General features: G+C 58.9%; 12 protein-coding genes. 5 read left to right on the top strand and 7 right to left on the bottom strand.

Annotation, left to right across the window (positions count from 1 at the left end; genetic code table 11):
* Positions 1-8 precede the first annotated feature (8 nt).
* Complete coding sequence (locus AB4N43_RS25090) at positions 9-3,056, bottom strand: dermonecrotic toxin domain-containing protein (protein WP_460152102.1); 3,048 nt, start codon at positions 3,054-3,056, stop codon at positions 9-11.
* 296 nt (positions 3,057-3,352) lie between these two features.
* Between AB4N43_RS25090 and AB4N43_RS25085 the strand changes: the two genes are divergently transcribed.
* The 4 genes from AB4N43_RS25085 to AB4N43_RS25070 all read left to right on the top strand — a co-directional run bounded on the left by AB4N43_RS25085 (position 3,353) and on the right by AB4N43_RS25070 (position 8,551).
* Positions 3,353-5,125, top strand: coding sequence for an N-acetylglutaminylglutamine amidotransferase (locus tag AB4N43_RS25085; RefSeq protein ID WP_059182359.1), 1,773 nt, complete (start codon positions 3,353-3,355; stop codon positions 5,123-5,125).
* Between the two features lie 3 nt (positions 5,126-5,128).
* Positions 5,129-6,874: an N-acetylglutaminylglutamine synthetase gene (gene ngg, locus AB4N43_RS25080; RefSeq protein ID WP_027924088.1), complete on the top strand. Its 1,746-nt coding sequence runs from the start codon at positions 5,129-5,131 to the stop codon at positions 6,872-6,874.
* Between the two features lie 141 nt (positions 6,875-7,015).
* Positions 7,016-8,206 carry an osmoprotectant NAGGN system M42 family peptidase gene (locus AB4N43_RS25075; protein ID WP_027924087.1) on the top strand — a complete coding sequence of 397 codons (1,191 nt, stop codon included), beginning with the start codon at positions 7,016-7,018 and terminating at the stop codon, positions 8,204-8,206.
* 117 nt (positions 8,207-8,323) lie between these two features.
* Positions 8,324-8,551, top strand: a complete 228-nt coding sequence (locus AB4N43_RS25070; protein WP_007945785.1) for a YheU family protein — start codon at positions 8,324-8,326, stop codon at positions 8,549-8,551.
* Positions 8,552-8,556: 5 nt separating this feature from the next.
* Here AB4N43_RS25070 and csrA read toward each other — a convergent pair whose 3' ends face one another.
* From csrA to AB4N43_RS25055, 3 genes are all read right to left on the bottom strand, one after another.
* A complete protein-coding gene (csrA, locus tag AB4N43_RS25065) occupies positions 8,557-8,742 on the bottom strand; it encodes a carbon storage regulator CsrA (RefSeq protein WP_027924086.1) in 186 nt (61 codons plus the stop codon).
* Between the two features lie 153 nt (positions 8,743-8,895).
* A complete protein-coding gene (locus AB4N43_RS25060; protein ID WP_059182356.1) occupies positions 8,896-9,228 on the bottom strand; it encodes a YnfA family protein in 333 nt (110 codons plus the stop codon).
* A gap of 64 nt (positions 9,229-9,292) precedes the next feature.
* Positions 9,293-10,108 (bottom strand): SDR family oxidoreductase, encoded by an 816-nt coding sequence (locus AB4N43_RS25055; protein WP_027924084.1) that lies wholly within the window; start codon positions 10,106-10,108, stop codon positions 9,293-9,295.
* Positions 10,109-10,391: 283 nt separating this feature from the next.
* On the opposite strand from AB4N43_RS25055, the gene AB4N43_RS25050 reads away from it, so the two are divergent.
* Entirely contained in the window at positions 10,392-10,550 is a 159-nt protein-coding gene (locus tag AB4N43_RS25050) for a DUF3309 family protein (protein ID WP_172825980.1), read from the top strand.
* A gap of 70 nt (positions 10,551-10,620) precedes the next feature.
* On the opposite strand, the gene AB4N43_RS25045 is transcribed toward AB4N43_RS25050, so the two are convergent.
* The 3 genes from AB4N43_RS25045 to AB4N43_RS25035 all read right to left on the bottom strand — a co-directional run bounded on the left by AB4N43_RS25045 (position 10,621) and on the right by AB4N43_RS25035 (position 13,900).
* Positions 10,621-12,714 (bottom strand): LTA synthase family protein, encoded by a 2,094-nt coding sequence (locus AB4N43_RS25045; protein ID WP_059182355.1) that lies wholly within the window; start codon positions 12,712-12,714, stop codon positions 10,621-10,623.
* Positions 12,715-12,998: 284 nt separating this feature from the next.
* Positions 12,999-13,604: an START domain-containing protein gene (locus tag AB4N43_RS25040; protein WP_027924082.1), complete on the bottom strand. Its 606-nt coding sequence runs from the start codon at positions 13,602-13,604 to the stop codon at positions 12,999-13,001.
* Between the two features lie 41 nt (positions 13,605-13,645).
* Positions 13,646-13,900, bottom strand: a complete 255-nt coding sequence (locus AB4N43_RS25035; RefSeq protein ID WP_027924081.1) for a YkgJ family cysteine cluster protein — start codon at positions 13,898-13,900, stop codon at positions 13,646-13,648.
* Positions 13,901-14,035: the final 135 nt, after the last annotated feature.

Raw genomic sequence — 14,035 nt, 5'->3', positions numbered from 1 at the left:
AGCGTCGGTCAGCAGCGGGTAAAGCTTTCTGACCTTGCGAACCAGCGCTCGAGGGTGAGTCGTTCCGGGCACCGGTTCATCGGCTTGCAGGCACTCGCCGGACGAAGGCGGATCTTCAATTGAGGCACCTGATAACACTCGCTCGGCGATGGCTCTACTCTCAACGCCCTTGCCCAGCAGATCGACACGCAATTGCCGCGCATCGTTGTCCCCGATTCCGGCGACGCCCATGGCCGTGCGTTGCTCCGGGGAAGCGCGCGCAAGATCGCGCTGTAGAGGCTGTTGGCCCCCAAAGCGGCGCCAAGCGATTTCCCATCGCTGCCGAACGCTTCGTGTCCGCTGGCAGTGCTGATGATGACGCGTTTGAGCGCAGCGTTCTCGTTGCCCACGCTGGCCGACAAGGTACCGGTGGTAGAACCCTCTCGGAGTTCAATCCGCACATCTTTGCTCCAGCCACCCAGGCGGGAAAGCAACGGTATGGCCAGCTTCCGCGTGTCGGCCTCCGCAATTTCGGGTAACGAAAACCCGGCCAGCGCCCGGTCCAGACGGATATCGGCCAACACTTGCCGGACGTTTTGCGCCAACCCCATGGGAATCCGCCCTGTTGCTCGCAAGCCAAGGCGTTCGGCACTGCTAGAGGCGGCGATCAACTCCTGCGCCAGACCGGCGGGAAGTTCGGAAAAGACGCTGCGTACTTTTTGCACATCGCTGACGATGCTCTGGTCATGCCGTTGATACAGGTGCTTGAAGACGGATCTGCGATCAGCCTTCACCGCCGCTCCGATTTTCCTCGCAAGCAATCCGCTCTCTGTACCTTTGACGATGGGCTTGCCCAGCAATGCATCGACCTCACTCTGATACAGCCCGGCCACCACCGTATCCAGCAAATCGCCCCTGGCCAACTGCGCCTCGGTCACTACGATACTCAACTCTTCGTCCGGGACCAACGTCGTTGGCGGGTACATCGCGGTGATCTTGCGCTCGTTATCGAGCACTTCAATATAACGGTCTGCTGGCCAACCCGGCAGGGATGGCAAGGTATGCAGTTGCTCCAGGGCATACTCGGCACGTCGTGTATCACCTTTCTCCAGGTCTGCAATGAAATCGGTCAGCCGCTGCTCGAGACGAAAACGCGCGACGCTATCCTTGAACCGCGCAGGCAACCCTCTGTTTTTGTCAGCCAGATGATGCAGTCGAGCGAACGGGGTGTCGGTGATTTTCCGTATATCTTCCAGCCGCCACTCATCGAGTTCGGCCAACCGCGGATCGATGCGTTTCAAGGCATAGACACCGCTGCTCCATGCTTCGGGTTGTTCATGAGCAAAGCGCCAACCGCCCTCACCGATTTGCTCGACAACCGGTGAAAAAGCGCCGCGGCGGGCAGGATGGCTGACTCGCCATGCGTCCAGAACCTGATCGAAGGTAATCTCATAATTCGCATCGTCGATCCTGATGAAACGCTGGGGACCGACGTGATAGATGCCCTCGGCATCAGCGGTGCCCCCCACTGGCGGCGTTCGTCGGTAGGGCGCCCCGTCCGACAACCAGAGCCGGGGTTTGCCTGCCGAATTCTTTACGGCGGTGAACCGACTGAAAAATTCCGGATGCTGCTCGACAGTCCTCCTGACCAGTGAACCGATGGCTTTGGTGCCCGCCGCAAATGCCGCCATCATGGCAATGTTTTCTGCAACGTTGAGCAGGTGGGCCATTGCCCCGGCCTTGTCGCCATGGCGCCAATCTTCAATACCGTCGTAGACCTCGCCCAACAGTTGTCCAACCGCAAGCCCCATCATCAATTGCCCCAGCACCGGAACAAATAACCCGGCGATGTTGGCGATCAGCAGGCCTGCTTCTTCGTATGCTTCCAGACGTTTCTGACGCGAAACGGCGTCAACATCCGCCGTCGGCACAGCCAGGATCAATGCATCACTCTGCATCTTCGTGACATGGCTCTGGTAAAGGAAATTGAACAGCGTCACCAGAATGGGAGACGCCTGCAGGTTCATTGCCTTCTTTTGTGTGACAGAGGTGTAGAAATTGGTTTTGTTGCTTTCATCGATGTAGCTGGCGAAAAAATCCGCGTAGGCACGATCCTTCAGCTGTCGGTACAAATAATACTCGAACAGGGCGAAGGTGCTGTATTCGTATAACGGCCGGGTTGGCTCGTTCGGCATGTACACGACACACCCGTCGATCGGATGATCCGTTAGCGCTCGTTTTGAGAAGATGACCACTCCCCAGACACAGGTTCCGAACAACTCCAGCCCTTGCGTATGAACCGGTAAATCCTCGTAGAGAATGGCCTTCACGCCCGCAGCGTCGCCTGCGCCGCTGTTCAACTCCAGGCTTTGCAACATCTGAAACGCCGAGTCACCAATGTCGCCTTTCAATAGCGCCGTATGAGCGTCCACCTTGAGCGCACTCAATTTCAGCCGGCGGATGTCCAGCCCTACCGCGGCAGGTTTGAAGGTGGTCTCGAAATGAGTCTGGTAGCGCTTCCCCAAATCCAGATCGCGACACACTTTGGCAAATACCATGGGCGTCAACCGGCGCAAACCCTCTGGCGTTGAAACCAGACGTACAATCGCGCCTGGAGGGAAGCCATTCTCAGCCGTTTCGTCCTCGGTGAAGTTATGCATTGCAGCCTGTAACAAGCTGCGTTGGGCGATCACTTGCTGTTTGGCTACATCATCGGTCGCGGTGGAACCGGGGCAACCGCAATCGAATCCCGGTAGCTCGACGGCGTCTTTTTCAACGTCGAACGCCACAGCGAATTGCGTCGTCAGCGCTTCCGTCAATTCAGTGCGACAGAACTCGTACAGCGGCTTGAGCGCATCAAGTGTCGGCTGAACCTTGAGTTGACAGACCTGCAGCTCACGCATGGCGCTGGCAAGCGCGGCGATCTGCTCGGGTGTGGCGTCGGTCAGCCACTTGGGCAAGGTCTTTTGAAGCGTTTCGGCACTGTCCAGATCGCCAGTCATGTCGATCAAAGCCGATAGCTGATCTGAATCCGTGAATGGCTTGACAGCCGGGTTGACGGGGTCCTTGTCTGACATTCGCAATGTTCCTTATTGCAAGCGGGAGAGTCCCTAAAGTAGCCCCTTCAATCGTCAATGAATAACCAGAAAACCTCGTGTATTCAGTTGCTTAAGCAGCAGCATTTTCAATGCGTCGCATCAATATGTACCGCACACCTCCAGCTCTTTTCGGGTAAGGCCGTCCGGTTCACTGCGGCGGCTTATTACTTATCGATCTAAAACTCCCACGGTCCCACCGGGTCAGTTTCTGAGTACCCGCCGTTTTGGCCGGGTATCGATTGACCCTCCCCAACGGAAAAACCGGTAAGGATTTTATGTGCGGATTAGCTGGCGAGTTACGCTTTGATCATCAACCTGCGGACCTCGCGGCCGTTGAACGAATCACCCATCACCTGGCCCCTCGCGGCCCCGATGCGTGGGGTTTCCATGCCCAAGGGCCGATTGCGCTTGGTCATCGTCGGCTGAAAATCATGGACCTGTCGGACGGTTCGGCGCAGCCGATGGTCGACAATCAATTGGGCTTGTCCCTGGCCTTCAACGGCGCGATCTACAACTTTCCGGAATTGCGCACCGAGCTCGAAAGCCTTGGTTATGCCTTCTATTCCGGCGGTGACACCGAAGTACTGCTCAAGGGCTATCACGCCTGGGGCGAAGCCTTGCTCCCCAAGCTCAACGGCATGTTTGCCTTCGCTATCTGGGAGCGCGATGCCCAGCGCCTGTTCATCGCCCGCGACCGTCTCGGCGTCAAGCCGCTGTACCTGTCGCGCACCGGCCAGCGCCTGCGCTTTGCCTCGGCACTGCCGGCGTTGCTCAAGGGTGGCGACATCAGCCCGATACTCGACCCGGTGGCGCTCAATCATTACCTGAACTTCCACGCCGTGGTCCCGGCACCGCGCACCTTGCTGGCCGGCATTGAAAAACTGCCGCCAGCCACCTGGATGCGCATCGAAGCCGATGGCCGCACCGAGCAGAAAACCTGGTGGACCCTGCCCTACGGCCCTCGCGCCGACGAAATGAACCTGACCCTGGAAGACTGGCGCGACCGGGTGCTCGACAGCACCCGAGATGCGGTGGCGATTCGTCAACGGGCGGCGGTCGATGTCGGCGTACTGCTATCGGGCGGCGTCGACTCGAGTTTGCTGGTCGGGCTGTTGCGTGAAGTCGGCGTGGAAAACCTGTCGACCTTCTCCATCGGTTTTCAGGATGCCGGCGGCGAACGCGGCGACGAGTTCCAGTATTCGGACCTGATCGCCAAGCACTACGGCACTCAGCACCATCAATTGCGCATCGACGAAAAAGAGATCATCGAGCAACTGCCTGCTGCGTTCCGCGCCATGAGCGAGCCGATGGTCAGTCATGACTGCATCGCTTTTTATCTGCTGTCCCGCGAAGTGGCCAAACATTGCAAAGTGGTCCAGAGCGGCCAGGGCGCGGACGAGTTGTTCGCCGGGTATCACTGGTATCCGCAAGTCGACGGCGCCGCCGATCCGTACGCCGCCTATCGCGAGGCATTTTTCGACCGCAGCTATGACGATTACGCCGCCACGGTGCAGCCGAAATGGCTGACAGCGAATGACGCCGCCGGTGACTTCGTGAAGGAACATTTCGCACAGCCCGGCGCCGATGCGGCGGTGGACAAAGCCCTGCGTCTGGACAGCACGGTGATGCTGGTGGACGACCCGGTCAAACGCGTCGACAACATGACCATGGCCTGGGGCCTGGAAGCACGCACGCCGTTTCTCGACTATCGACTGGTGGAGTTGTCGGCCCGTGTGCCGGGCAAATTCAAACTGCCGGACGGCGGCAAGCAAGTGCTCAAGGAAGCGGCGCGCCTGGTGATTCCGGGTGAAGTCATCGACCGCAAGAAGGGTTACTTCCCGGTGCCCGGCCTCAAGCATTTGCAGGGCGATACGCTGAACTGGGTGCGCGAACTGCTGCTCGATCCGAGTCAGGATCGCGGTCTGTTCAACCCGGCGATGCTCGACCGTTTGCTGACTGACCCGCAGGGTCAATTGACTCCGCTGCGCGGCTCCAAGCTGTGGCAACTGGCGGCCCTGAACCTGTGGCTCAGCGAGCAAGGAATCTGATCGATGAAACCCCACGCCACGGCTTATAGCCAACGCTTGTTGCGCGGCCAGACACCGTCTTATGAACGCTTGCAGGCGCGTCTCGCCGAAGACGGCAGCGAACTGAGTGCGGAACCGATTGCCGTGCATTGCGGCTGGGGCCGGTTGCTGATCGGGCACACTTTCCCCGATCCTGCCAGCCTCGCCCAGGAGTTGCTCAATGAGCAACCGGGCGAGCGCGACATTGCTTTATACGTTGCCGCGCCGCAGCAGATTCTGGGGCTGGAGCCGGCGCAACTTTTTCTCGACCCGTCCGACACCTTGCGTTTGTGGTTCAGCGATTACCGTCAAGCCACTCGTGTGTTTCGCGGCTTCCGCATTCGCCGGGCACAAAGCGATGCGGATTGGCAGGCGATCAATCAGTTGTATCAGGCGCGCGGCATGTTGCCGATCGATGCAAACCTGCTGACCCCGCGACACTTGGGCGGACCGGTGTATTGGCTGGCCGAGGACGAAGACAGCGGCGCGATCATCGGCAGTGTCATGGGCCTCAATCACCACAAGGCATTCAACGATCCGGAAAACGGCAGCAGCTTGTGGTGCCTGGCGGTCGATCCGCATTGTTCGCGGCCGGGCGTCGGTGAGGTGTTGGTGCGGCATTTGATCGAACACTTCATGAGCCGTGGGCTGAGTTACCTGGACTTATCGGTTCTACATGACAACCGACAAGCAAAAAGCCTTTACGCCAAGCTCGGTTTTCGCAACCTCTCGACCTTTGCGATCAAGCGCAAGAACGGCATCAATCAGCCGCTGTTCCTTGGGCCTGGTCCGGAGGCGGACTTCAATCCGTATGCGCGGATCATTGTCGAGGAAGCCCTTCGCCGCGGCATTGATGTGCAGGTCGATGACGCCGATGCCGGCCTGTTCACCCTCAGCCATGGCGGGCGCCGGGTGCGTTGCCGCGAATCGTTGAGCGATCTGACCAGCGCCATCAGCATGACCTTGTGCCAGGACAAGAGCCTGACCCACAAAGCGCTCAAGGCCGCAGGTTTGAACCTGCCTTCGCAACAACTGGCCGGCAACGCCGATGACAACCTGGCATTTCTCGATGAGCACGCGCGGGTGGTGGTCAAGCCGCTGAATGGCGAACAAGGCCAGGGCGTTGCCGTGGACCTGCGAACCATTGAAGACGTGCAGCAAGCCATCGAAGCCGCCCGCACGTTCGACAGTCGAGTGCTGCTGGAAAGCTTTCACGAAGGCCTGGACCTGCGGATTCTGGTGATCGGGTTTGAGGTGGTGGCGGCGGCGATTCGGCGACCGGCGGAGGTGGTTGGCGACGGTCAGCATTCCATCGGCGCATTGATCGAAGCCCAGAGTCGACGGCGACAGGCAGCCACCTGTGGCGAGAGCAAAATCCCGCTCGATCATGAGACCCAGCGCACGTTGCACGCCGCGGGTTACGACTACAACAGCATTCTGCCGGCGGGTGAGCATTTGTTCGTACGGCGTACAGCGAATCTTCATACGGGCGGGGTGCTGGAGGACGTCACGGCGATTCTGCATCCGACCTTGGTGGATGCGGCGGTGCGGGCGGCGCGGGCGCTGGATATCCCGATGGTCGGGCTCGACTTGATGGTGCCGGCGGCCGATCAGCCGGAGTATGTGTTTATCGAAGCCAATGAGCGCGCCGGTCTGGCCAACCATGAACCGCAGCCCACGGCTGAGCGGTTTGTGGATTTGTTGTTTCCGCATAGTCAGCCGGCGGTCTAGCTCCTTCTTGATCGTTCCCACGCTCTACGTGGGGATGCCTCATCGGACGCTTCGCGTCCGCCCTTGGGACGCAAAGCGTCCCTCGCTGCATTCCCACGCAGAGCATGGGAACGATCAGCTCTTCACTCATCAGGAGTTTCCATGACCACTAAAATCCCTGAACCGGATCTCAACTACCTGCAAAAAGTCCTGCTGGAAATGCTCGCCATTCCCAGCCCCACCGGGTTCACCGACACCATCGTGCGCTATGTCGCCGAGCGCCTTGAAGAATTGGGCATCCCCTTCGAAATGACCCGTCGCGGGACTATCCGCGCCACCCTCAAAGGCAAGAAAAACAGCCCCGACCGTGCGGTGTCCGCGCACCTGGACACCATCGGCGCGGCGGTTCGCGCCGTGAAAGACAACGGACGCCTGACTCTGGCACCGGTCGGTTGCTGGTCCAGTCGTTTTGCCGAAGGCAGCCGGGTCAGCCTGTTTACCGACAACGGTGTGATTCGCGGCAGCGTGTTGCCGCTGATGGCTTCCGGGCACGCCTTCAACACCGCCGTGGACGAAATGCCGATCAGTTGGGATCACGTCGAACTGCGCCTCGATGCCTATTGCGCCACCCGCGCCGACTGCGACTCGCTGGGGATCAGCGTCGGTGACTTCGTGGCCTTCGACCCCTTGCCGGAGTTCACTGAAAGCGGTCACATCAGCGCCCGTCACCTGGACGACAAGGCCGGCGTTGCGGCGTTGCTCGCGGCGCTGAAAGCCATCGTCGACAGTGGCGAGGAGTTGATGATCGACTGCCATCCGCTGTTCACCATCACCGAAGAAACCGGCAGTGGCGCGGCGGCCGCGCTACCGTGGGATGTCAGTGAATTCGTCGGTATCGACATTGCGCCGGTCGCGCCCGGCCAGCATTCCAGCGAACACGCGGTGAGCGTGGCGATGCAGGATTCCGGCGGGCCTTATGACTATCACTTGTCGCGGCATCTACTGCGCCTGGCCAGTGACAACGACTTGCCCGTGCGCCGCGACCTGTTCCGTTATTACTTCAGCGATGCGCATTCGGCGGTGACGGCTGGACACGACATCCGCACCGCCCTGCTCGCCTTTGGTTGCGACGCCACGCACGGTTATGAGCGTACGCACATCGACAGCCTGGCGGCGTTGAGTCGCTTGCTCGGTGCCTACATTCTGAGCCCGCCGGTGTTTGCCAGTGACGCGCAACCAGCGAAGGGGTCGCTGGACCGGTTCAGTCATCAGATCGAACATGAGACGCAGATGGAAAGTGATACGCGGGTGCCTTCGGTGGACAGCCTTGTCGGGCAGCGCTCCGATAACTGATCCCGACATTTGTATTGCCTGCTCGCGAGGGGACAGGCCTGGCAACACATCAGCCCGAGGCTAGCCGCGACCGATCATTCGCCGTAGCATCCCGACATTGTTTTAGCCGAGGTGCCTATGCTGATTCCCTACGACCAACTTGAAGTCGACACCCTCACCCGCCTGATCGAGGATTTCGTGACCCGTGACGGTACGGATAATGGCGATGACACACCGCTGGAGACCCGTGTATTGCGGGTTCGCCAGGCATTGACCAAAGGTCAGGCACTGATCGTGTTCGATCCGGAAAGCGAGCAGTGCCAGTTGATGCTCAAGCACGATGTACCCAAGCACCTGTTCGACTGAACGGCTCAGCGCCCCTTGGTCTTGGCCAGTTTGACCTGGATGCGCTCATAGACCTCGGCGCGATGCACATTGACGTTCTGCGGCGCCTCGACGCCAAAACGCACGCTGTTGCCGCTGACGTTGAGGATACGCACTGAAATGTCATCACCGATGGAAATCATCTCGCCCACAACGCGACTGAGTACAAGCATGGTATTGGTCCTTGAAGATTGCCGGCCCTTGAAGATGCCCGGCGTTTAGCGGGTCTTCAATGCGATGGCGGCAAATCAGTCCAGCCCTACAGCTCTGGAAGAACCCTCCTGACGGAAGCGTCCGACAAATTGCTTTAATGCAGGACCGATCCTTCAGGATGCGGAAAAGCGCGGGCCAAACAGAATGACGCTCGCGCCGATCACGCACAGCGCTACGCCGATCCAGTCCGAGCCCAGCGGTCGAATCCGCTCGACCACGGCCAGCCAACCAATCGAGGCAATGATGTAGATCCCACCGTAGGCCGCATAGGCGCGCCCGGCGTAGGTGGCTTCGACTCGGGTCAGTAGCAGCGCGAACAAGGTCAGGCTGAGCAACGCAGGCAGCACCCACAAGACGCTTTTGCCTTGGCGCAGCCACATCCAGAACGCGAAGCAGCCGGCGATTTCGAAGAGCGCCGCGAGGAAAAACCACAGGTAATTGAGCATGCAGGTGTCTCGTTAGAGTGACCGATGGCGGCCACCCTAACGACGCGGTTGCCTACGGGCAAGATCAGCCTGCGCTTTGTTTGGCCTTGGCGCGCATTTTGTCGGCCATGAGGGTCATTTCGTTGTAGAGCAGTTGCGGGTTTTTCTGCTTGATCGCCCAGGCCATGCGGCCCTGCTCGTGCGGCAGGATCATGAACTCGCCGGCAGCCACCTGGTTGTATATGTAGTCGGCAATGTCGGTGGCGGTAATCGGCGAACTTTCCAGCAGTTTGCCGACCTGGGCTTTCATCGCCGGAGTCGGGCCACGGAAAGAGTCGAGCAGGTTAGTCTGGAAGAACGACGGGCAAACCACATGCACGCCCACTTCCTGTTGCGCCAGTTCGATCAACAGGCTCTCGGACAACGCCACCACGCCGGCCTTGGCCACGTTGTAGTTACTCATGGCCGGGCCTTGCATCAGGGCAGCCATCGACGCGATGTTGATGATCTTGCCTTTGCTTTTCTCCAGCAGCGGCAGGAACGCCTTGCAGCCCTTGACCACCCCCATCAGGTTTATCGCGATCTGCCAGTCCCAGTCTTCCAGCGACAGTTCACTGAAGAAGCCGCCGGACGCGACACCGGCGTTGTTAACGATGACATCGATGCCGCCGAGCTTCTCTTCGCAGGCCTGGGCGAATGCGGTCAGCTGGCTGTAATCGCGTACATCGCAACGCTGGATAAAGCCATCGCCACCGGCGTCGCGAACCAGCTTCAAGGTTTCTTGCAGGCCGGGTTCGCTGACATCCGACAAGGCCAGTTGCCAGCCTTCACGCGCCCAGCGCAGCGCGATTTCGCGACCCAGGCCCGAGCCCGCGCCAGTGATCATCATGCGATTTTGCATAGCAAACAGCCTTGTGGTTCCGGGAAAGATGCGCTGAGTGTAGCGAAGGTCCTTGCCCGACCCACGCTCCATCAGATTGCTGAATGGCCCGAACAAACCGTGGGCGCGTGTGGTTCAACTAATCCTGGAAAAAACGAAATAAACAGGCCTTCGAAAAACATTAAAAAAACATGGAATTTTCCGACTCACGCACCAGTCGGACGTTGTAAGCAGCTTGAATTAATAACCTTCCAGCTGACCGTTAAAAGACAGGTCAATCCAGAACACTTCCAACAAGGAAATAATAGACATGGGCACAATTCTGATCGTTATTCTGATCCTCTTGCTGATCGGTGGTCTGCCGGTTTTCCCACACTCCAGAAGTTGGGGTTATGGCCCGTCGGGTATCATCGGCGTCGTCCTGGTAGTGCTGTTGATTCTGCTCTTGCTTGGCAGGATCTAACGGATATAACGAATTAACGGACAAAAAAAGAGGCCCTTGAAAAAGGGCCTCTTTTTGTTGCGCCGAAAACTTAGTCCGGCTTGCCGTCCACAACACCCGCGGTGTTGTCGAGCAGGCTCTTGGTCGCGGTTTGCAGGAACGACTCAAGCTTGAGCTTCAACTCGGCAGTGCGTGGATCGTTCGGCACGATCTCGGCATGCGGCTTCGCGCCCAGTTCATAGCGGTACATCTTTGGCTCCATTTCCTTCTCTTTCGGCAACACCAGAATCTGGTCAGCCGTGAGAATGGCCGTGGTCTGTTCGCTGCCTGACGGCTTGATCACACCAAAACCGGTGTCGCCTTCCGGCAGGTTGAGCAGGTCGCGCCCCCAGCACTGATGGCGCACTTCGCCACCGATACGCCCCATGATGGTCGGCACGATGTCGATCTGAGTGCCCACGGTGTGGTCACGCTGGCCGAACTTTTCCTGGATACCCGGTGCAATCATCAGCATCGGCACGTTGAAACGACCCAGGTCCATTTCGGTGATTTGCTGCTCGTTACCGAAACCGTGGTCACCCACGATCACAAACAGGGTTTCCTTGAAGTACGGCTCTTTACGCGCTTTCTCGAAGAACTGACCCAACGCCCAGTCGGAGTAACGCATGGCGGTCAGGTGTTCGTTGAGGCTGCCGCGATCGGTCACGCGCTCGACCGGCAATGGCGTCGGCAAGGCGTACGGCGTGTGGTTGGACAGCGTCTGCAGCAGGGCATAGAACGGCTTGCCGTTTTCCCGGGCCTTGAGCTCTACCAGGCCACGGTCGAACATGTCCTGGTCGGACACGCCCCAGGTCGGATCGGAGAACACCGGGTTGACGAAGTCGTTACGACCGATGAAGTTGGTCATGCCCTGGTTGCTGAAGAAGCCCGACTGGTTATCCCAGGCGAAATCACCGTTGTAGACGTACACGTCGTCGTATTTTCGGGCGCTGAGCAACTGTGGCAGGCCGGACAGTTTGTGGCTGCCTTCCGGGGTCTGCATCAGGTATTCGAAACCCGGCAGGTTCGGGAAGCACGCCATGGTGGCGAACATGCCCTGGTGGGTATGGGTGCCGTTGGAGAAGAAGCGGTCGAACAGCAGGCCTTCCTTCGACAGTTTGTCGAGGTACGGCGTGATGTTGCCCGGGCCGCCCAACGCGCCGACCGAGTGACCGGCCATGCTTTCCATCAGGATCACGACCACGTTCTTGATCGGCAGGGTCTTGTCGGCCGGTGGTGTGTAGTCACGACGCACGGCGGCGGTTTCAGCATCCACCAGTTTTTCGTCTTTCATCACCAACATGTCACGCACGGTCTGCTGAGCCAGAGGCTGCGGCAGTGTGGCTTTCCAGATGTTGTCGCGATCTTCGGAGATCCGGCTCTTGGCCGCCGCGATCAGCGACAGCGTGCCGTTGAGGCCCAACTGGTTGGCGAAGTTCGAGTCGGTGGTGTAGACGTCACCCCAACGCAGCGGCGGTCCCTGGCGCAGGGTGCCCCGAGCGGCGACCACGCAGACCAGCAGACAGACCACGAACACGACGCCTCGCGCATACCAGGGGGCGATCTGACGCGTGCCGATGCTGCCGCCACTGAACGGGCCACGAGGCCGGGTCGCACGGTCGGCGCCCTTGAACGCCAGGGTCAGGATCAATGTGCCAAAGGCCCACGCCAGCAGATAGCGAACCACCGGGAAACCGTACCAGAGCATGCTCATCACGGTTTTCGGGTCTTCCTTCACGTACTGGAAGACCAGGCCATTGAGGCGCTGGTGGAACTCGCGGTAGAAGTCCATCTCCATCAGGCCGAGGAACAGCGCAATGCTCGACGCAATGGTCAGCCAGAACCGGAAGAACCCACGAGCAGCCATCGCCCGCGCGCTGAACAGTGCCAGCAACAGCGGAACGCTGAGGTAAACCACCAGGCGCAGGTCGAAACGCAGGCCGTTGGCGAACGCTTCAAGGAAAGTCGAAGCCGGGGTGTCGAGGATCATCGAGCGGTTGTAGACCAGCAGCGCAACACGCAGCAGGCTGAACATGACCATCATGATCAAGGCACATAGCAGCGTGTAGGCCAGATGCGATTTGACGGTCGGTTGCAGCAGGCGACTAGAAGCTCGCTGCTGATTCAGGGCGTCCGGGTTTGCCATGTCGTTTAAGGACCCATTGGAAGTTGAAGTTTCAAAAAATACAGCGGCGCCCTGCCCTCTATTGACCATTGCTTGGCCCCGGGGCTTGCGCGATGCGCAAATGTTGCACCATCACCCGCCTCATTGCCATTGATTACTGTTTGGCTGACAGATGCGGGCGGATTGTCTTGGAGGCTTTGTGAAAATTTTGTGCAACGCATATCCGGAAACACAATAAAGCCGCGCACGGCTGAAAACGCAAACGCCCCGAACCAGTCGGGGCGTTTTGCTGAACGACGCTGTAATTACTTCTCGGCGCGTTCTTTCAGGGCTTTCAGGGTATTGAATGGTGCATCGACCACGAACTTGTTGGCAATCATCGATGGCACGCTGCCGCCTGGCTCGGTGTGCACCTGATAGGTCACTTCGACCTGGTCACCCTTGGGCACGAACTTCCAGAACCCGTCGACTTTGGCGACGCGCACGAAACCTTTTTCTTCCGGAATGTATTTCGGTACACCTTCGAGCTTGCGGGTCATGCTTCCATCGGCGCCTTCAACGGTGGTGATGTGCAGCACCGAATCACGTGCCGTGACGGGCCACGGGGTATTGAATTGGGTATAGGTCCAGCTCTGGTCGCCTTCGTGCTTGAGCGACTTCTGCATTTTGCAGTCGTGAATCCAGGCACAGGCACCGGACGCGTCTTCTTGCAGAGCGCGCAGTTTGGCGACGGTGGTCTTCATCAAAGTGACGCCCTGATAGGCCTTGTAGTCCGAACCCGGTACTTCGGCCAGAGAGATCTTGATGCCGTCTTCGTTCTTGGCGACCTTCCAGTCTTCGGCCTGGGCAGCCGTAGCAGCCAGAACCGCAGTCAATCCACACAACACAGCGATACGATGCAGTGAACCCATGGTTTTATTCCTTATTGTTGAAGTTCCGTTGGTTGAACACATCACGCCGCCGTCATTTGCTCCCACCATCCCAGCAATTTGATCGCCTCGTCACTGCTACTGCCGCAGACTTCGATATCGGCTTCAAAAGCCGAACAGACTGCGGGGCGTTCGGGTTTGCCGAAGATGCTGCACAAGTTATCGACCGAAAGTTGCACGCAACGTTCGCCAGCGGCTTTGCCATGGGGCATACCGGGAATCGGTGAACTGATGGAAGGGGCAATGCAACAGGCGCCACAGCCTTCACGGCATTTCATGACGACGAGCTCCTCACGAGGTGTGATGTGTAAAAGGACAGGGCACAGAGTAACCGCTAAAACAGTTGTTTAAAATTACCCGGACCGGGGTTTTTTCATTCAAATCCGTGTGACTGACCAGTCTCCGACAAAGCG

It is taken from the genome of Pseudomonas sp. S2_B07, assembly GCF_054668435.1.
This window is presented reverse-complemented; position numbering and strand designations above follow the sequence as displayed.

Excerpts from the sequence above, each read along its gene's own strand:
- AB4N43_RS25040 (WP_027924082.1), bottom strand. The coding sequence starts at position 13,604 with ATGGGTTCACTGCATCGTATCGCTGTGTTGTGTGGATTGACTGCGGTT.
- AB4N43_RS25035 (WP_027924081.1), bottom strand. The coding sequence starts at position 13,900 with ATGAAATGCCGTGAAGGCTGTGGCGCCTGTTGCATTGCCCCTTCCATC.
- AB4N43_RS25090 (WP_460152102.1), bottom strand. The coding sequence starts at position 3,056 with ATGTCAGACAAGGACCCCGTCAACCCGGCTGTCAAGCCATTCACGGAT.
- AB4N43_RS25055 (WP_027924084.1), bottom strand. The coding sequence starts at position 10,108 with ATGCAAAATCGCATGATGATCACTGGCGCGGGCTCGGGCCTGGGTCGC.
- AB4N43_RS25085 (WP_059182359.1), top strand. The coding sequence starts at position 3,353 with ATGTGCGGATTAGCTGGCGAGTTACGCTTTGATCATCAACCTGCGGAC.
- AB4N43_RS25070 (WP_007945785.1), top strand. The coding sequence starts at position 8,324 with ATGCTGATTCCCTACGACCAACTTGAAGTCGACACCCTCACCCGCCTG.
- AB4N43_RS25045 (WP_059182355.1), bottom strand. The coding sequence starts at position 12,714 with ATGGCAAACCCGGACGCCCTGAATCAGCAGCGAGCTTCTAGTCGCCTG.
- csrA (WP_027924086.1), bottom strand. The coding sequence starts at position 8,742 with ATGCTTGTACTCAGTCGCGTTGTGGGCGAGATGATTTCCATCGGTGAT.
- ngg (WP_027924088.1), top strand. The coding sequence starts at position 5,129 with ATGAAACCCCACGCCACGGCTTATAGCCAACGCTTGTTGCGCGGCCAG.
- AB4N43_RS25060 (WP_059182356.1), bottom strand. The coding sequence starts at position 9,228 with ATGCTCAATTACCTGTGGTTTTTCCTCGCGGCGCTCTTCGAAATCGCC.
- AB4N43_RS25075 (WP_027924087.1), top strand. The coding sequence starts at position 7,016 with ATGACCACTAAAATCCCTGAACCGGATCTCAACTACCTGCAAAAAGTC.